The sequence below is a fragment of the Sphingopyxis sp. genome, assembly GCF_019459305.1.
Classification (GTDB): domain Bacteria; phylum Pseudomonadota; class Alphaproteobacteria; order Sphingomonadales; family Sphingomonadaceae; genus Sphingopyxis.
The window spans coordinates 1-18,052 of sequence record NZ_JAIBES010000090.1; the positions used below are offsets into that span (position 1 = coordinate 1).

The window sequence follows — 18,052 nt, forward strand, 5'->3', positions numbered from 1 at the left end:
GGGGGGGTTGGTTGGCGGCCCCGCGCGGGATGCCGCCTACCCACTCGTCCCCCTGGGCGTGGGCGGTGCCCCCGCCGACGGCCCCCGCCAGCACCAGCACCGCATTGTTCGGGCCGTAATTATCGGTGAACCACTTCTTCACATCGTCGAGGCTCGCCGAATTGAGGTCGGCCATCGAACCGATGGTGCTGTGGTGATAGGGATGCCCCTTGGGGAACAGGTTCTCGAAAATCTCGTAGCGCAGCAGGCCATAGGGGTTGTTGTCGCCCTGGCGCTTTTCGTTCTGGACGACGCCGCGCTGGTTATCGAGCTTTTCCTGCGTCACCGCGCCGAGCAGATGCCCCATGCGGTCGCTTTCGAGGAAAAGCGCGCGGTCGAGCGCGCCGGTCGGCACCGTCTCGAAATAATTGGTGCGGTCGACGTTGGTCGTGCCGTTGCTGTCGGTTGCGCCGACCTGTTGCAGCGGTTCAAAGAAATCGCCGGGGGCGTTCTCCGACCCGTTGAACATCAGATGTTCGAACAGGTGGGCAAAGCCCGTCTTGCCCTTGGGTTCATGCTTCGACCCGACGCGGTACCATACCGACACCGCGACGACGGGCGCCTTGCGATCCTCGTGCACGATCACGCGCAGGCCGTTGTTGAGGGTGAAGGCCTCGTAGGGAATGTCGACCGCCTTCACCAGATCGGCGATCGGCGCCGGATCGGCGGCCTTGGCCTTGGCGAGCGCGGGGCCGGCGGCGACGAGCGAGGTGGTCACCGCCAGAGCAAGGGCGAAACGATGGAAACGTGGCATGGGCATCCTCTGGGATAATTGCGGCAGACGCGGGATGGCCTGCTTACGACCGGGTACCGGACGGCACTGTATCAACGGTCTAGGACAGGCTTTCGCAGCTTTCAAGGCCGATAGAAGCGCGCCCCGCTGGCTTTCAGCGCCGCTGGATCGAACAGCACGGGTTTCAGCTGATGGCGCACGAACAGCGGCGCCTGATCGTTATAATGCGGGCTTTCGGGCCGCGTCGTCGCCGAACCAAAGGGCTGGATCGATTTCGAGCGGACCCGCCCCTGTTTGTCCCAGGTCATGAACATGATGAAACTGTCGCCGTGGCGCACCTTCAACCGTCCGTCGGGTTCGGCATCCCACAGGGTCGACGCGCGCACTGTATCATTGCCGCCATCAAGCGGTAGGTCGATTCGGTAGGCGCCTTCCCCATGGCGCAGCCGCAGGACGGTACCAAGTTTGGGGTCGAGCCCGCCAAAATGTGTCTGCAAATGCGTCACGGTCTCGGCCAGCACTGTGCGGGGATCGGGACCGGCCCGGCGCTGGTAATGGCGGCCGTTCGCGGGGCGCAGCACCATCAGCGCCAGCGCATCGCCCTTCCCCTTGCCGTCGAGGTTCCAGTCCCAGCGGCGCAGCAGGTTCTGCGCGTCGACCAGGGCCGGGTCGTTCTTGACGTTCAGCGCCAGCAAGCGATCCATCCACGCCTTGGCGTAACCGGTCTTTGCATAGGCCGTGTCATATTTGATCGCCTTTAGTCGCGCCTCGTCGATCTGGCCCGATGCTTCGAACAGGTCGATCAGCCGCGTCGCGCGATTGGTCATGTCATCCTCGACCCCGAGCAGCGGCGAGAAGGCCGCCGCGTCGAGTTCGTCGCCCGGTCCCGCTGCGACCCACGGCGTGTTGTTGGCGTTCATCACATAGCCCGAGCGCGGATTGACCAGCGCCGGGCCGCGGTCGAACGGCAGCGTTTTTGTCCATAGCGCCGCCGATGTGTCACCCGGCAGTAAGCCGCGCCAGTTGAACCCGTCGGGTCGATCGGGGAACATCGCGTTATAGAACAGGGCGATATTGCCCTTGGCATCGGCGTAGATGAAATTGGTCGCGGGCACGCCCTGACCCGCCATCGCAGCGCGCCATTCGGTGAAATTCTTTGCCTTGTTCAGCCGGTAATATTGGGTGACCATCGCCGACTGGTCGATGCCTGCGTAACGGATCGCAAAGGCACCCTTCTCATTCTTGACCACCGGGCCATGGACCGAGCGATAGATGGTGCGCGGGATCGGCAGCACGAACGGACCGAACTTTACCTTCAGCCAGACGCTCTTTTCTTCCAGCGGCCGCCACGCGCCGTCGTAGCGATATTGGTCTCTGTTCTCATTCAGCACGAGCTTGTACACATCGATCAGGTCGGGTCGATTGACCGTATTGGTCCAGCCGAGATATTTGTTATGCCCCAGGAAAGGATAGGGCGAGCCGGGAAAGTTCGCGCCCGCGAAATCCCAGCCTTCCTCGCTATGGACCACCAGCTCGTACCAGGCGACGCCGCCGGTCCACGGCTGGTGCGAGTTCGACACCAGCCGGGTCTCGCCATCGGTCGAGCGCGCTGGCGCCACTGCCATCGCGTTCGATCCGTTCGACGCCGGGTCGCTGCCCACCGGCGTGTCAGCTCGCGGCACGATCTTGCCCGTCGCGTCGAGCGCCGGACCGCCCTCGCGATTCAGCGGCTTGCCCTCGACCAGCGATCCGAGCACCGAGTCGAGCCCGAAGAAAAAGGGCGAGCGCAGCACAAAGCCCGCGACGACATCTTCGCCGGTCACCGGGAACAGCCCCGACAGTCGCACTTCACCGGGATGCTTGTCGGCGTAACGGTTGAGTCCCGCCGCATAAGCGGTGAACAGCGCTTTCACATCGGCGGGCAGGCGCGGCCAGTCGCGCGCGGTCGTCGCGCGGACATCGAGCAGCGCCGCGGCATAATCGACCTTCGCACCATCCTCACCCAGCATCGCCCCGGCGCGCCCGCGCGTCATCGCGAGCACTTCCTGCAAGGTCGCAAAATCATCCTCGGCGTGGGCGTAGGCGACGCCATAGGCGACGTCGGCGTCGGTTTTGCCAAAGACATGCGGCACCCCGAACTTGTCGCGCGCGATGCGGACATCCTGCGGCTTGAATGCTGGCGCAGCAGGCGCCTCGGCGATCAGCGGCTCCCAAAGCGCCAGCGACGCGGCGGTGACGATCAGCAACAGCAGAAATCCGAGCAAAATCCGTCGCAGCATCTCTGGTCCTCTTCATGCGCCCGATCCGCGCCTGTCTGACCGCCATGTCGTCCGATGGCAAGCGACTGTCGTTCGTCGAGCAGAATTTGCGAACTGTCGTCGGCAGGCTATGCAACATGTCATAGTATTAATCGGGGAATTTCCATGAATCACAAAAGCCTGCTTCTTGCCGCGTGCCTTTCGTTCGCTTTCGTTCCGCCCGCCTTTGCGCAGACGGTGACGGGATCGGGCGTCGTTCCCGCGACCGCCGCCAACAGCGCCGAACGCGCGATCGGCTTTGCGGCCAACGCGCCAGCGAGCGGCGCGCTCGTCATCATCATGACCGACGCGACGTTGCCGCCGCTCGATGGCGTCGCGTTCAGCGCCCCCGAGCGTCAGGCCGTGGCCGCAGCCATTGCGGCAGCGACGTTTGATGGCAAGGCCGGATCGACGCTGTCGCTGCGCGGAATCGGCGCGCATTCGCGCATCCTGCTCGTCGGCGCTGGCGCCACCCCGACATCGCTCGCCCTCGCCGAAGCAGGCGGCAAAGCGGCGCAGGAACTGAAAAGCGAAGCCCAGCCGGTCGTGATCGCGGGAGCGTTCGGCGACACGTCAGCAGCCGACGTCGCTTATGGCTTCGCGCTTGGTCAGTATCGCTTCGACCGGTACAAGACCGTTGACAAAAAGGCACCGCCGACCGGTGCGGTCACCCTGGTCGGCGCCGATCCGGCTGCGGCCGAAGCCGCCTTTACGTCGCGGTGGAAACCGCTGGCCGACGGCGTCCGCCTGTCGCGCGACCTTGCTAACGAGCCCGCCAACGTCATCTACCCCGAAAGCTTTGTCGCCCGGGTGCGCGAGGCCTTCGCCAGCACCCCCGGGGTCAGCATCGAAGTGCTCGACGAAGCCGCGATGCGCAAGCTCGGGATGGGGACGCTGGTCGGTGTCGGCCAGGGCAGCCCGCGCGGATCACGGCTTATGCTGGTCCGCTATCGCGGCGCAAACGCTCCTGCAGCGCCCATGGCGTTCGTCGGCAAAGGCATTACCTTCGATTCGGGCGGCATTTCGCTGAAACCCGGCGCGGGCATGTGGGATATGAAAGGTGACATGTCGGGCGCCGCTTCGGTGATGGGCGCGGTGCTCTCGCTCGCCAAATCGCGCACATCGACGCATGTCGTCGGCGTCGCGGCGCTCGCCGAGAATATGCCCGACGGCAATGCTCAGCGCCCCGGCGACGTCACCCGCACGATGTCGGGCAAGACGATCGAGATGCTCAACAGCGATGCCGAGGGACGCCTCGTTCTTGCCGACGCCAACGAATATGTCGCGCAAGCGTACAAACCGCGTGTGATCATCAATATCGCAACGCTGACCGGTGCGATCGTCGGTGCGCTCGACGATCAATATGCCGGACTGTTCGCGCGTGATGAGACGCTGGCGGCTAACCTGCTCGCTGCCGGGAAGGTCAGCGGTGAGGAATTGTGGCGGATGCCGCTGCACAAAAACTACGCCGAAAAGATCAAGTCGGACATCGCCGACATCCGCAACATCGCGCCCGGCCAGGGGCCGGGCGCCAGCATCGGCGCGCATGTCATCGGCTATTTCGTCGATGAAGCGACCCCTTGGGCGCACCTGGACATAGCCGGGGTGAATCAGGCGGACAAGGCGACATCGCTGGTCCCGAAAGGCATGACGGGCTTTGGCGTGCGCTTGCTCGATCAACTGGCGCGCAGCGGGGAATAGCGAACTCCGATCCCGTTCGGGTCGAGCGACATCGAGACACCCTGAAGGCGCGCGCGTCCGATGGACATCTTGATGTCGGTCAATGCGAACGGGAACGCGAACGGGTAACAACCCCTTGTGTTGCCAAATAGCAACACTATCTTGTCAGACAAGAAAGGGGCTGATCCTCCATGAACCTCGAAAAATTCACCGACCGCGCCAAGGGCTTCCTGCAAGCCGCGCAGACGATCGCGATCCGCATGAACCATCAGCGGATTTCGCCCGAACATATTGCGAAGGCACTGCTCGAAGACAGCGAAGGCATGGCTGCGGGTCTGATCACCAAGAGTGGCGGCGACGCCGCGCGCGCAGTCCAAGGCATTGACGCGCTGCTCGCCAAGGTACCCGCGGTGTCGGGATCGGGCGCACAAGCGACCCCCGGCCTCGACAATGACGCAGTGCGCCTGCTCGACCAGGCCGAACAGGTCGCGACCAAGGCGGGCGACGGCTATGTCACCGTCGAGCGGCTGCTGCTCGCAATGGTGCTGTCGGCGGCGACACCCGTCGGCAAAGCCTTTGCCGACGCGGGGCTCAAGGCCGACGCGCTCAATGCCGCGATAAACGACCTGCGCGGCGGCCGCGCCGCCGACACCGCAACCTCCGAAGACCGCTACGAAGCGCTCAAGAAATTCGCTCGCGACCTCACCGAAGTCGCGCGCGAGGGCAAGCTCGACCCGGTGATCGGCCGCGACGAAGAAATCCGCCGCACAATCCAGATCCTCGCGCGCCGGACCAAGAACAATCCGGTGCTGATTGGCGAACCCGGGGTCGGCAAGACCGCGATCGCCGAAGGACTCGCGCTGCGCATCGTCAATGGCGACGTCCCCGACAGCCTGAAGGATCGCCGCCTGCTCTCGCTCGACATGGGGTCGCTGATTGCAGGGGCCAAATACCGCGGCGAGTTCGAAGAGCGCCTGAAGGGCGTGCTCGACGATGTGAAGGCCGCCGAGGGCGAGATCATCCTGTTCATCGACGAGATGCACACGCTCGTCGGCGCCGGCAAGGGCGAGGGCGCAATGGACGCGTCGAACCTGCTCAAGCCCGCACTGGCGCGCGGTGAGCTGCATTGCATCGGCGCAACCACGCTCGACGAATATCGCAAGCATGTCGAAAAAGACCCCGCGCTTCAGCGGCGCTTCCAGCCGGTGTTCGTCGGCGAGCCGACGGTCGAGGATTCGATCTCGATCCTGCGCGGCCTCAAGGAAAAATACGAACTGCACCATGGAGTGCGGATCACCGACGGCGCGATCGTCGCCGCGGCAACCCTGTCGAACCGCTATATCTCCGACCGCTTCCTCCCCGACAAGGCGATCGACCTGATGGACGAGGCCGCGAGCCGCATCCGCATGGAGGTGGAATCGAAGCCCGAAGAGATTGAGACGCTCGACCGCCGGATCATCCAGATGAAGATCGAGGAATCGGCGCTGAGCAAGGAAACCGACGCCGCGTCGAAAGACCGGCTGGCAACCTTGCGCGCCGACCTCGCCAACCTCGAACAACAGTCGGCGGAAGTCACCCAGAAATGGCAGGCCGAGAAGGACAAGATCCACGCCGAGGCGAAAATCAAGGAAGAGCTCGATGCCGCGCGCAGCGCGCTCGAGCAGGCGCAGCGCGCCGGCGATCTCGCGAAAGCAGGCGAGCTTTCCTATGGCACCATTCCCGGCCTCGAAAAGCAGCTCGCCGACGCTGAAGCCGCGGCGGGCAATGCGATGCTGCGTGAGGAAGTCACCGCCGACGACATTGCCGCGGTGGTCAGCAAATGGACGGGCATTCCTGTCGATCGCATGCTGGCAGGCGAGCGCGAGAAATTGCTCGCGATGGAAAGCACGATCGCGAAGCAGGTGATCGGCCAGGACCATGCCGTCCATGCCGTCTCAACTGCAGTGCGTCGCTCGCGTGCGGGCTTGCAGGATCCCAACCGCCCGCTCGGCAGCTTCCTCTTCCTCGGCCCCACCGGGGTCGGCAAGACCGAGCTGACCAAGGCGCTCGCTCGGTTCCTGTTCGACGACGACAATGCGATGGTCCGCATCGACATGTCCGAATTCATGGAAAAGCACAGCGTGGCGCGGCTCGTCGGTGCGCCCCCGGGCTATGTCGGTTATGAAGAGGGCGGCACCCTTACCGAAGCGGTGCGCCGCCGCCCCTATCAGGTCGTGTTGTTCGACGAGGTCGAAAAGGCGCATCCCGACGTCTTCAACCTATTGCTCCAGGTGCTCGACGACGGGCGGCTGACCGACGGGCAGGGCCGCACGGTCGATTTCACCAATACGCTCATCATCCTGACCTCGAACCTCGGCAGCCAGGCGATCGCCGCGCTACCCGACGACGCGTCCGTCGAACAGGCCGAACCTGCGGTGATGGAAGTCGTTCGCGCGCATTTTCGGCCTGAGTTTCTCAACCGGCTCGACGAGATCGTGCTCTTCAACCGCCTCGCCCAGCAACATATGGGCGGCATCGTCGATATCCAGGTCGCGCGGGTTCAAAAACTCCTCACCGACCGCAAGGTCACGCTCGAACTGACCGATGCCGCGCGCGCGTGGCTCGGCCGCGTCGGCTATGACCCGGTCTATGGCGCCCGGCCGCTGAAACGCGCGGTGCAGAAATATCTGCAGGACCCGCTCGCCGACCTGATCCTGAAGGGCGAAGTGAAGGACGGTTCGACGATCAAGGTCGATGAAGGCGACGGCGCACTGGTGCTGATCGCAGAATAACCATCCGTCCCGGCCGACTGAAAAGTCAGCCGGGGCGCGGTTCAGCAAGTCGGGTCAGTTGCTCGAATTGACGGGGGCCCGCGTCATCGCTTCGGCGGTGTCGCGCGCATTCTGGTTGCCCTGCGCCCAGGCCTGCTTCCACTGCTCGTTGGTGCGGCACACGCGCGCCTTTTTCACCCATGAGCCGCTTTCCTCGATCTTGCGGCACTTTATGTAGTAGGGGTGGGTCATCGCCAGCCCCTCGTTATACGTCTTGATCTCGCTGTTCGTCATCGACGACGGCGCCTTGTCGGGCGGCGTGCGATCGTCGGCCGGGACGGCGGCCGCCGGAGTGGCGGCGAGCGCGAGTAGGGTAAGGATATGCAGCATCGGGAAAGGTCTTTCGTTATTGCGGCTGGTTTGCCGGCATCAGTTGTTCCTGGGGTTCCTGCGAATTGCTCCAGCCGCGCGCCAGCGTCTCCATCGAATCGCGCGCGTCCTGGTTGCCCTTGTCGGCAATCCGCTTCCACTGGAGGTTGGTGTTGCACACGCGCAACTTCCTGACGAGCGAGCCGATCTGCTCGATCCGGCGGCACCGGATATAGCCGGGGTCGGACATTGCAAGGCCGCTGTTATGCGCGTCGATTTCGTCGCCCGTCATCTCCGACGGCGTGCGCGCGAGCGGCATATCGTCGCGCGCCAGCACGGGAGTCACGACCAGCCCCGCCAACACCAAAAGCATCACCGTCTTGCGCATCGCTTCCCTCCCCGGCTCAGTTCGAATTGCCCGCCTTGCTCGTCATCGCCTCGGCAGTATCGCGGGCGCTCTGGTTGCCCTTTTCGGTCACCACCTTCCACTGCTGGTTGGTGTGGCAGACGCGGTTCTTCTTCACCAGCGACCCGATCTCGAGCGTCTTGCGGCATTTGATATAATAGGGATGGGTCTGCGCCAGCCCCTCGTTATACGCCTTGATCTCTGTCGGCGTCATCGCCGACGGCGGCTGGGTCGGCGGCGCGCGATCGATGGCCGCGCCCTCGTCGGCGGCCGCGGGGGCGGCGATCAGGGCGGCGGCGATCAACGCCGGGAATAATCTGGCCATGGGGTTCCTCCATGCCACCCGGCACGGGGCGGCGACATGGCTGCATCATATGTCCTTCCGACCGCCTTCGCCAAGCGGAAAATCGGCCAATGGCCGATGGTTGCCGACCGGCGCGCGCGTGTTGGTGACCCCCGTGTGCGGCGGGATGCGCGTGCGCGGTTTCAGCATCGAGAAAAAGGCGCTCGGCGCCCGCCCCGGAATCCGCGCGCCGGGAACCGCCGCGAGTGCTGCGGCGGTTGCCGGGCAGCGGTCGAGCACCGGCTGGTTCGGCTCGCCATATTCCCAAGGGAAGCAGGCGCCCCAGTCGAGCTGGCCGTCGAGCGGCGCCCAGATCGTATCGGGGGTGCCCGCTTCCATGCGCACATAGGGGCGCAGCGCCTCGCCCGGATCGTCCACAAGCGCGAGCAGTTCGGCGCGGATCGCGTTGGTCTGCGCTTCGATCGCCGTCATCCACGGGAAGTGTTGCCGGTCGAAAAATTCGTCGCCAGGCAGGAAGGGGTAACAGACCCCGGCGCATTCGTTGCAATAGACTTGCCGGCACCCGAGCGCGCTCGCGACGAAGGCGTCGCCGCGGCGGACCTCGGTTTCGGGCAATGTGCTGCGCAGCGGCGAAAGAGCGTCGGTGACCGCGGCGAACATCGTTTCGGCGGCCCCGCCAACGAAGGCCTGACCGTGCGCGAGCAACGGCGCAAGCGGCGTCGGCAACGGATCGAGTTGCTGCCCGAGCGCCACCGCAGCGCTCCACGCGGCGAGCGCGGCGCCCTTTTCCTCCAGTGCTTCGTGGCGTTCGGCCTTGCGAATCCACGCGATGACGTCGCGGCGATCAGTCGCGAGCGCGGCGTCGCACGGCGCGCGCCATGCCGAGGCAAGGTTTCGCTGCAACACGCCCGACGCCGGATCGGCAGCGACAGCTGCGGCGAAATGCATGGTCGCGGCCGCCGGGTCGCCCGCCTCCAGCGCCGCCACCCGCGCCGGTTCTCTTCGAACACCGGCGCGGGTGGCGATGTGCTGGCCAAATGCCCGATGCTTGCCATTGCCCAGTGCAATGGGCAAGGTCGATCGGTGAGCGCAACCCCTTCCGTTTCCCGCATCATGAGTGACGCCGAATGGCTCGCGCACCGCTACGATCCGGGGCACGACGCCTTCCATTTTCGTCGCGTCTCCCGCGACCGCCGCGCCGCCGTCCCCTTCCTCACCGACCTCCATCTCGGCGAGGAAAATGCACCGGCCATCCTCCGCCGTTCCGACTGCCGGGCGGCCGCGAGCGACGCCCGCGCGCCGCTGCATTTCCTCTTCCACTCTGCCTATTGCGCCTCAACGATGCTCGCGCAATTGCTCGACCAGCCCGGGGTCGCGACCAGCCTCTCCGAACCCGTGCTGCTCAACGATATGGTCGGCTGGCGGCGGCGCGGCGCGGCGCTCGGCGATCATGCGCGCGCAATGGACGACGCGCTCGCGCTGCTCGGTCGCAGCTTCGCACCCGCCGAGGCCGTCGTGATCAAGCCGTCGAACGTCTTTAACCCTCTGGCGCGCGGCGCGATGACACTGCGCCCCGATTCGCGCGCGATCCTGCTCTATGCACCGTTGCGCACCTTCCTGCTGTCGGTGGCGCGCAAGGGCTTGTGGTGTCGCTTGTGGTGCCGCGAACTGCTCGAGGGTTATCTCGCCGACGGTTTCGTCCAATTGGGCTTCGAACCGCGCGACTATTTCCGCCAGTCGGATCTGCAGGTCGCGGCCATCGGCTGGCTGGCGCAGCAACAGGCCTTCGCGGCGTTGCTCGCTTGGGCACCCGATCGCATCGCGACGATCGACAGCGAAACGCTGACCCGCGACCTCGTCGCGGTAGCCGCGGCGGCAATGGAACATCTCCGGCTCACTGCCGACCCCAAAAAACTCGCTGCGCACCCCGCGATCGGTCGCAACAGCAAGTCAGGTTCGGACTTTGCGCCCGGCGAGCGCCAGCGCGACATGGCCGCCGCCGAGGCCTCCTATGGCGAAGAGATCGAGCAGGTCGTCGGTTGGGCCGAAGTCGTCGGCGAGCAGGCGGGCATCCCGCTTACCCTGTCGCAGCCACTGCTGCCGCCAAAGCGCTGAGCCCGGCGAAGGGCAAAATGACATAGAAAAAGGGGCAGACATTGCTGTCCGCCCCCAATTCTTGCCGAAGCGCGAAGCGACTAGAACTTCAACTTCGCCGACACCGCATAGCGGCGTCCGAGCGCGTCGTACGTCGACGGGAAGGTATTGCCGCTGTTGAAGGTGGTCGAACCGATCGTATTGCCGACAACCTTGGGCTGGTTGTCGAGCAGATTCTGGACCGTCGCAGTGAACACCAGATTCTCGCTGACGTTGAAACGCGTCGTCAGGTCGAAATAATGCTCTGCCGGAATGCGGCGGAACAGCGGATCGACCGAAGCCGCATCGCCACCATCGTCGATGATCGCCTGCGGTTCATATTCGACGGCATCAATCCAGCGCCACAGCAACGACACATCGACCGCATCGAAGCCCAATGTGAAGCGGTTCGAGAACTGGAACTCGGGCTGGATCGAACCCGTGAACGAGCAGTTGATCGAGTAATAGCCGACGCATTCGCGGTTCAACGAAGCCGGATCGGCTGCGTTTGCCTTGAACTTCGAGCTGCGTGTCCAGTTACCAACGAACGACCAGTCGAGGCTCGCGAAGCCCAGATCGGTGTTGTAGTTCATCAGCAAGTCGACACCGTCAGTGAACAGACGACCGAGATTGTTGGTCGTACCGAACAAGCCGCCGGTGGTGGCCGGATCGCCGTCGAGACCGCCGGTGAGCGGGTTACGACTGATCACTGTACAGGCCGGGTCGCTTGCGCTCGACGCCGTTACATTGTCGAAACAGGCGTTGATGATGTCGCCCGGCAGCGGGGTGCCCAGCACGTCGTCGATCTTGATGTTGTAATAGTCAATCGACATGTTGAAGCGCGGCAGGAAGTCGGGCTGGAAGACCACACCCGCCGTCCAAGTGTTAGCCGTTTCCGGCTGCAGGTTCAGGTTGCCGCCCACAGTAATATTCGCCTGACCTGCCGTCGGCTGGGTGATCGAACCGATCTGGCCGGCGGTAGCACCTTGCGCAAGACAGATCGCACGGAAATCCGCATTCGCCAGATTGGCGTTGAAATCCGGACCGGCGGTCGTCGTCCCAGCGCAGGGATCGACGCCAAGGTTGGTCAGGCCGACCGTCTGCGGCGTGAACAGCTCACCGATGTTCGGTGCGCGAACCGCACGGCTGTAGTTACCACGGAACTTGACGCCTGCGCCCGGTTCCCAGCTGCCGCCGACTTTCCAGGTCCAAGTGTCATATCCGACAGCCCCTTCGATGCTGTAATCCGAATAGCGGACACCGGCTTCGAGGGTCAGACTTTCGAAGAACGGCTTGTCCTCGATCAGCGGCGCGACGATTTCGGCATAGGCCTCGTAAACGTCATACTTGCCGTCGATCGGCGGGGCCGCACCGCCCGCACCGCCGAGCTCGCCCGGGGTCTGGGCCAGCAAATCGGCAACCTGCTGCGCGCGATACTTGCGATATTCGGCGCCCAGCGCGAAGCCGATCGGGGTCACCGCGCCCGGCGAAGCAAAGCCGAGGTCACCCGAAATGATGCCGCGAACCTGAGCCAGCGACGTGCGGTTGGTCGTGCTACTGTCTGCCGAAAGGAAATCAGCCGCAGCGTCCGAAATCGAACCCTCCGGGCCGAAGATGTCAATCGGGACACAGCCGTTGGCAGCATTCTCGCAGACCGGGTTGGCCAGCGTGCCATTGACGAGCGAACCCTGGCGCCAGCGCGACTGCAGAGTGTAGTTCTTGATCGTCTGGATATTCTCGGACTCGCCATAGGCGCCTTCGATGTTCCAGTCGATCGTGTCGGTGATGCCGCCGCGGGCTCCGACGCGATAGTCGAAGAAGGTCGTCTGATAGTCGCTGATGCGCGGGCCGACTTCGGTCGTGCGCCGCGAAAGAGCCGTCGTCACAGTACGATAGTTCGGATCGCTGGCGTCGGTCGCTGCTGCGGCCGCGTCACACTCGGCTTCAGAGAAGCGCGGAGTATACAGGCCGGAGTCCGGCGTCGCCGTGTTGAACGCGCAGAACTGACGGCGCAGGGCTTCGGGCAGGAACGGGTTGTTGAGGTTGATGTCAACCGAACCGCCGAACGAACCCGACGGCGCGATGATCGTCGAAACGGTCTGTTTCGAGAACATGCCGCGCGCATAGACCTCGACTGCGTCCGACACTTCATAATTGGCCTGGCCATAGATATTGAAACGCTCGAACGGCGTCTGAAAGATGTTGAACGGGTTGAAGTTGAAGCTCGCGTAGGGCGCGACCGCCGAACCAGTTCCGTTGTCGATCTGACGCACGCCGCCGTTGCCGACAGTGGGATCAATGCTCGGCAGGCCGGTCAGTGGATCGATCGGGCGCGTACCCGAGAAACGCGACGGGATCGCGGTGCCCGAACCGAAAAAGGTGTTCGAATAGCTGTCAAGCGTGTTGTCCGAGAAAGGACGGGCGCCTTGATAAACCGGATCGGATTCCTGATAACCGATGCTCAGCACGGCGTTACCGCGGCCATCGTCGAAGTTGGCGCCGATGGTCGCGTCGATGCGGAAGACGTTGCCATCGCCCTGTTCGGTGATTTGCTGCGAAGCCGTGACTTCCAGACCCGCGAAATCGCGCTTGGTGATGAAGTTGACAACGCCGGTGATGGCGTCGGCACCATAAGTGGTCACCGCAGCGCCGGTCAGCGCATCAACGCGCTCGATCAGAGCCAGCGGAATGTTGTTAAGGTCGACACGGCCGTTGACGTCCGACGGAGCAACTCGATTGCCGTTCAGCAGCACAATGTTGCGGATCGAGCCAAGACCGCGAAGATCGACGTAAGAGGCGCCGCCGTTACCGTTATTGACGGCCGAACCGATATTCGGAACGACCCCAGGCAGTTCGCGCAGAACTTCTTCGGCGGTGTTCGACTGCTTGAGTTCGATTGCGTCCGACGTCGTCACGTTGACGGGCGTCGACTGCTCGAGGTTGGGGTTGCGGATCAGCGTACCGGTCACGACGATTTCGCCGCCGGTTGCCGCGCCATCTTCGGCGTCCTGCGCATAGGCAGGAGCAGAAACCAGGGCCACGCTCAGTACGAGCGGCGCGGCGCCTAGCTTCAGCTTGGAAAATTGGGTTTTCTTCACAGTGCAGTCCCTTGCTACTGGTGGATTGGATTACCCGAGCCCCTGCTTCGACGACACTTTGGCCGACGCGCAAACACCCTGATAGCGTGCGGAATGATCCTTCGCGGGTGGCGAGTAAAGGCAATTTGCCGACCAATCCGCCGTTTCAGGACGCATTGTGACGTATTTGCAACAGCCGTGACATTCGCTGAAATACTATATGGTTGAACGCCGCGTTGGCGACATATTGTTACACTGGAAACCAGGTGGTGCCGAGTGAAGTTCGCCTAGCCGCCAGTCGCCCCCGCCAGTTTTGCCGGGTCGAGACGCGCGTCGCGCCATTTAAGCCCCCAGTGCATGTGCGGCCCCGTCGCACGGCCGGTGCGCCCGACCGTGCCCAGCAGCTGTCCCTGCTTCACTCTGTCACCAACCTTCACGTCGAGCCGCTGACAATGGAGAAAAGCGCTGCTCAGACCCATGCCATGGTCGACGATCAGCAAATGGCCTTCGAGCGTAAAAGGGGTTTCTGCCGCCAGCGTGACGACGCCATCGGCGGGTGCGACGAAGGGGGTTCCTGCAGGCACCGCAACGTCGGTGCCGCTGTGATAGCTGCCAGGCTTGCCCTGATAGACGCGCTGCGATCCGAACACCCCAGACAGGCGCCCCGTTACCGGCCAGCGGAAACGCTGTTTCCAGCCGTCCGATTCGACCGGCATCTCGCGCGCTGCCGCGATTTGCGCTAGTTCGGCCGGGCGACGGCGCGCGAATTCAGCGTCGTTGGCGGCGCCACCGCGATAGGGCGCATTAATCCGCTCTATCCGCCACACTCCGGGTGCAACCGCGATGTCGCGGACAACTTTTGGCCCATCGGTAACCGTAGCCACCAGCCGCGCGACTGGCGCGGAATCACGATCGAAAGCGATCAGAAAGCCGCCACCCCGGTCCAGCGGGATCGCCTGCCCATCCAGCGTCAGCATTTGCGTCCCGCCCGGCGCCTGCCCGATCATCACGCCGCCCTGCTCAGCCGTGCCGCGCAGGACGAACTCGCGCGGCAGCGAGGGCGTGGGTGGCACGTGCGCCGCTGACGGCGCAGGCGCAGCCAGTTCGGGCGTGGCTATCGATGGGGTGGGCCGCGCGGGCGCTTCGCCCGGTGAAACGCAGCTTGCGGCAAGGGTCAGCAGAGGCAGGGCGGCGGCCAATCGCCTCCGGTATCGCCGACCCGTCATTCGCTGCGCGCGGCGTCCAGTGCGGCCTGCACCGAAATCGCAGCGGTGGCATAGGGTTCCTGCCGCGCGACCGACCAGTATCGCAGCTCGTCGAGCCCGATTGCCGCGTGCGTCACCGCGCACAGCACATGATCGCCGGGTTCGAGCACGCGAAAACCATTGGGGCCATATTGCAGGCGGGCAAGGCGGTTGCGGCTGGCGATCAACATGATTCAGTGTCCATTTGAGGGTCGGCAATTGCGGCCACTATAGCAGCCGAGCGCGACGGGACCAGCCCCGGCAACGTCAGAACAGCTCTCCCTGCCCTCTTTTGGTCGGTGGCGGCTTACGCGCCGGAGGTGGCGTGGACGGGGCAGGCGGCGGGACCTCGCTGCCCGCGATAGCCACTGGAACCTCACCATCGGCGAATTGCAATCGCAGGTGCCCGGCGTCGTGCGCACGGGCGGCGGTGGTGACGATCGCCCCACTCGCATCGCGCACCATCGCATAGCCGCGCGAGAGCAAGGCGCGCGGGTCGAGGCTGTCGAGCAGCCGCCCCAGCCCTTCGAGCCGGGCGCGGTCGCGATCCCATCGCCGCGCCAGCAATGATGGCCGCAGCGACCCGCCGCGCGTCGCCAGCCGCTCGGCAACCACCGCCAGGCGCTGGCGCTGACTGCGGTCGAGCCGGTCGCCGCAGTCGTCGAGCCGCTGGCGCTGCGGCGCATAGAGCGCCTCGCGCTTCGGCAAATGGCGCGCGAGCGCGATCAGTCGTTCGCCCGCCAGTGCCTGGTGCCGGTTCGCGGCGCCGATCATCCGGCCGTTCCACGTCGCGAGCAGTTCCTGAAGCTCGGCCCGCACCGGCACCGCCATTTCCGCAGCCGCGGTCGGCGTTGGCGCGCGCCTGTCGGCGGCATGGTCGGCGAGCGTCACGTCGGTTTCATGCCCGACCGCGCTGATCGTCGGGATGCGGCACTCGGCGATCGCGCGTACGACCACTTCCTCGTTGAACGCCCACAAATCCTCGATCGAGCCGCCGCCGCGCGCGACGATGACCAGGTCAGGCCGTGGCACCGCGCCGCCCGGTTCGATCGCATCGAAACCGCGAATGGCGTTGGCGACCTGCGCCGCGGCGCCGTCGCCCTGCACCAGCACCGGCCAGACGATCACATTTGTGGGAAACCGATCGGCAAGGCGGTGGAGAATGTCACGGATCACCGCGCCCGTCGGCGAGGTCACGACCCCGATGATCCGCGGCAGGCGCGGCAGTTCCTGCTTGCGCGCGACGTCGAACAGCCCCTCGGCGCCAAGCCGCGCCTTGAGCTTTTCGAACAGGAGCATCAACGCGCCCTCGCCCGCCACCTCGAGCGTATCGACGACAAGCTGGTACTTCGAGCGCCCCGGATAGGTGGTGAGCTTGCCGGTCGCGATCACCTCGATCCCGTCCTCGGGCCGGAAAGCCAGCCGTGCCGCCTGCCCCTTCCACATCACCATGTCGATGAGCGCATTATCGTCTTTCAGCGCCGCGTAGAAATGCCCCGACGCCGCGCGCTTTGCGCCCGACAGCTCGCCGCGCACGCGAACGCGGGCAAAGCCGTCCTCGACCGTCCGCTTGATCGCCGCCGACAATTGGCTGACCGAAAGCGGCGGGACATTGTCGCCCGGCGCCGCCTCGGCTAACAGGCGCGCCGCGGGGTCGGTTTCGGACGCCGGATCGGGAAAAGGGACTGCCATGAATATCCTGCTGGTCGGATCGGGGGGCCGCGAACATGCGCTCAGCTGGCAGTTGGCACAATCACCAAGCTGCGCCAAGCTCTATGCCGCACCCGGCAATCCGGGGATCGAGGCGCATGCCGAATGTGTCGCAATTGCCGCCGACGATCTCGATGGCATCATCGCCTTTTGCACCGAACGCGGCATTGATTTTGTCGTCGTCGGCCCCGAGGCGCCGCTCGTCGCCGGACTCGCCGACCGCCTGCGCGCACTCGGCATCGCGACCTTCGGCCCCGGCGCTGCCGCGGCGCGGCTCGAAGGGTCGAAAGGGTTTACCAAGGATCTGTGTGCGCGCGCGGGGATCCCGACGGCCGCTTATGTCCGCTGCACCTCGGCCGACGAAGCGCTTGCCGTCCTCGACGGCTTTAGCATCCCCGTCGTGATCAAGGCGGACGGGCTTGCCGCGGGCAAGGGTGTCGTGATTGCCGAAACGCGCGAGGACGCCGACGCCGCAATAGCGGACATGTTTGACGGTGCGTTCGGCAGCGCGGGCGCCGAGGTGGTGATCGAGGAATTTATGACGGGCGAGGAAGCGAGCTTCTTTGCGCTCTCCGACGGCAGCAACGTCATGGCATTCGGCAGCGCGCAAGATCATAAGCGCGTCGGCGACGGCGATGTCGGTCCGAACACCGGCGGCATGGGCGCCTACAGCCCGGCGCCCGTGCTGACGCCCGACCTCGAAGCGCAGGTGATGGACCGCATCATCCGTCCGACCGTCGCGACTCTCGCTGCCGAAGGCACGCCCTACGTCGGGGTGTTGTTCGCCGGGCTGATGCTGACCGACGCGGGGCCGAAACTGATCGAATATAATGCGCGCTTCGGCGATCCCGAGTGCCAGGTGCTGATGATGCGCTACGCAGGCGACCTCGCCGCGCTGCTTTATGCGGCATCGACCGGAGCGCTGGCGAGAGCAACCCCGCCGGCCTTCGCCAGTGACTATGCGCTCACCGTCGTCATGGCCGCCAATGGCTATCCAGCCACTCCCGAAAAGGGCGGCGCGATCCATGGCATCGCCGATGCCGAAAACGGCGGCGTGCGGGTTTTCCATGCTGGCACAGCGCGCAACGGCGACCAGATCGTCGCCGCGGGCGGGCGGGTGCTCAATGTCACCGCCACCGGCCGCTCCGTCAGCGAAGCGCAGATGCGCGCCTATGCCGCGGTCGACAAGCTCGATTTCCCTACCGGCTTTTGTCGCCGTGACATTGGCTGGAGGGAAGTCGCGCGCGAAGCTGAGTGAGCCGACAAGCTTGAGGTCGGCTGCGAGCCCGAATAGGCTGACAGGAAATCAG

14 protein-coding genes are annotated in these 18,052 nt (G+C 64.8%); 4 read left to right on the forward strand and 10 right to left on the reverse strand.

Features of this window, described 5'->3' with window-relative positions; translation table 11 throughout:
* Together K0M74_RS10570 and K0M74_RS10575 are read right to left on the reverse strand one after the other, a co-directional pair.
* Window positions 1–793, reverse strand: a 793-nt coding sequence (locus tag K0M74_RS10570) for a pitrilysin family protein (protein WP_293971632.1), incomplete at its 3' end; no start/stop codon positions are given.
* A 101-nt stretch (window positions 794–894) separates the two neighbouring features.
* Window positions 895–3,051, reverse strand: coding sequence for an acylase (locus K0M74_RS10575; protein WP_293971635.1), 2,157 nt, complete (start codon window positions 3,049–3,051; stop codon window positions 895–897).
* Window positions 3,052–3,195: 144 nt separating this feature from the next.
* On the opposite strand from K0M74_RS10575, the gene K0M74_RS10580 reads away from it, so the two are divergent.
* A complete protein-coding gene (locus K0M74_RS10580; RefSeq protein ID WP_293971638.1) occupies window positions 3,196–4,770 on the forward strand; it encodes a leucyl aminopeptidase in 1,575 nt (524 codons plus the stop codon).
* A gap of 170 nt (window positions 4,771–4,940) precedes the next feature.
* Window positions 4,941–7,520 carry an ATP-dependent chaperone ClpB gene (clpB, locus tag K0M74_RS10585; protein ID WP_293971641.1) on the forward strand — a complete coding sequence of 860 codons (2,580 nt, stop codon included), beginning with the start codon at window positions 4,941–4,943 and terminating at the stop codon, window positions 7,518–7,520.
* A 54-nt stretch (window positions 7,521–7,574) separates the two neighbouring features.
* Here the strand turns inward: clpB and K0M74_RS10590 are convergent, their stop codons facing one another.
* From K0M74_RS10590 to K0M74_RS10605, 4 genes are read right to left on the reverse strand one after another with little or no spacing between them, the layout of a single operon-like run.
* Window positions 7,575–7,889: a hypothetical protein gene (locus tag K0M74_RS10590; protein ID WP_293971643.1), complete on the reverse strand. Its 315-nt coding sequence runs from the start codon at window positions 7,887–7,889 to the stop codon at window positions 7,575–7,577.
* A 16-nt stretch (window positions 7,890–7,905) separates the two neighbouring features.
* Window positions 7,906–8,256 carry a hypothetical protein gene (locus tag K0M74_RS10595; protein WP_293971646.1) on the reverse strand — a complete coding sequence of 117 codons (351 nt, stop codon included), beginning with the start codon at window positions 8,254–8,256 and terminating at the stop codon, window positions 7,906–7,908.
* Between the two features lie 16 nt (window positions 8,257–8,272).
* Window positions 8,273–8,599, reverse strand: coding sequence for a hypothetical protein (locus tag K0M74_RS10600; RefSeq protein WP_293971649.1), 327 nt, complete (start codon window positions 8,597–8,599; stop codon window positions 8,273–8,275).
* A 45-nt stretch (window positions 8,600–8,644) separates the two neighbouring features.
* Window positions 8,645–9,652: an aspartyl/asparaginyl beta-hydroxylase domain-containing protein gene (locus K0M74_RS10605; RefSeq protein ID WP_293971652.1), complete on the reverse strand. Its 1,008-nt coding sequence runs from the start codon at window positions 9,650–9,652 to the stop codon at window positions 8,645–8,647.
* Between the two features lie 39 nt (window positions 9,653–9,691).
* On the opposite strand from K0M74_RS10605, the gene K0M74_RS10610 reads away from it, so the two are divergent.
* Complete coding sequence (locus tag K0M74_RS10610) at window positions 9,692–10,693, forward strand: hypothetical protein (RefSeq protein ID WP_293971655.1); 1,002 nt, start codon at window positions 9,692–9,694, stop codon at window positions 10,691–10,693.
* 80 nt (window positions 10,694–10,773) lie between these two features.
* On the opposite strand, the gene K0M74_RS10615 is transcribed toward K0M74_RS10610, so the two are convergent.
* From K0M74_RS10615 to xseA, 4 genes are all read right to left on the reverse strand, one after another.
* Window positions 10,774–13,809, reverse strand: a complete 3,036-nt coding sequence (locus K0M74_RS10615; RefSeq protein WP_293971658.1) for a TonB-dependent receptor — start codon at window positions 13,807–13,809, stop codon at window positions 10,774–10,776.
* Between the two features lie 266 nt (window positions 13,810–14,075).
* Window positions 14,076–14,987: a M23 family metallopeptidase gene (locus tag K0M74_RS10620; RefSeq protein WP_293971661.1), complete on the reverse strand. Its 912-nt coding sequence runs from the start codon at window positions 14,985–14,987 to the stop codon at window positions 14,076–14,078.
* 23 nt (window positions 14,988–15,010) lie between these two features.
* Window positions 15,011–15,223 (reverse strand): DUF2093 domain-containing protein, encoded by a 213-nt coding sequence (locus K0M74_RS10625; protein WP_293971664.1) that lies wholly within the window; start codon window positions 15,221–15,223, stop codon window positions 15,011–15,013.
* A gap of 76 nt (window positions 15,224–15,299) precedes the next feature.
* On the reverse strand, window positions 15,300–16,724 hold the full coding sequence (xseA, locus tag K0M74_RS10630; RefSeq protein WP_293971667.1) for an exodeoxyribonuclease VII large subunit: 1,425 nt from the start codon (window positions 16,722–16,724) through the stop codon (window positions 15,300–15,302).
* Between xseA and purD the strand changes: the two genes are divergently transcribed.
* Window positions 16,723–18,000, forward strand: coding sequence for a phosphoribosylamine--glycine ligase (gene purD, locus K0M74_RS10635; protein WP_293971669.1), 1,278 nt, complete (start codon window positions 16,723–16,725; stop codon window positions 17,998–18,000). The two genes, xseA and purD, sit on opposite strands and share 2 nt — an antisense overlap.
* The last annotated feature ends 52 nt before the right edge of the window (window positions 18,001–18,052 follow it).